Annotated in this window: 1 pseudogene; it reads left to right on the top strand. The window is 61.3% G+C overall.

Annotated features, from left to right (window positions below):
* A pseudogene (locus ACFFNA_RS39805) lies at nt 1-190 on the top strand (hypothetical protein); the annotation flags it as partial.
* Nucleotides 191-524 lie beyond the last annotated feature (334 nt).

Here is a 524-nt window from a genome sequence, read left to right as displayed (position 1 = left end):
CGTGATCTCGGACGGCGCCGAAATCCTGAAGCGGCTGCCCCGCGCCATGCCGAAGCCGACAGCCCACATCATCGACTGGTTCCACATTGCCATGAAGATCCAGCCCATGCAGCAGATCGCCGATCACATCGTTCCCAGTCCGACCCTTTTGAAGTGCTTCCAACCATCGACAGGGACATCAGAGCCGTGAAGTGGCGTCTCTGGCACGGGCGGGTCGATGGCGCGATCTGCGACCTGGAGCAACTCCTGGCGAGACTGAAAGACTCGCAAAGGGACGGCGAGTTCTCGATCGCACGGCTTTATAGCCTCGCCTCGCAGCTCCTGATCGCGGCGCGATCGTCAACTATGGAAAGCGCTATCGGGCTGGGCTTCGCGTTGCCTCCGCTCTGGCCGAGTCGGCGGTGAATTCACTCGTCGGCAAGCGGATGGTCAAAAAGCAGCAGATGCGCAGGTCCTCCTACGGGGCCCACATGCTCATGCAAGTCCGGACGGCGGAGATCAATTGCGAACTTCGCGATCGGCTG

Source organism: Mesorhizobium kowhaii (assembly GCF_042431665.1).
GTDB lineage: Bacteria > Pseudomonadota > Alphaproteobacteria > Rhizobiales > Rhizobiaceae > Mesorhizobium > Mesorhizobium kowhaii.
Note: the sequence above shows the minus strand (reverse complement) of the source record. Positions and strands in the feature narration are given on the sequence as shown.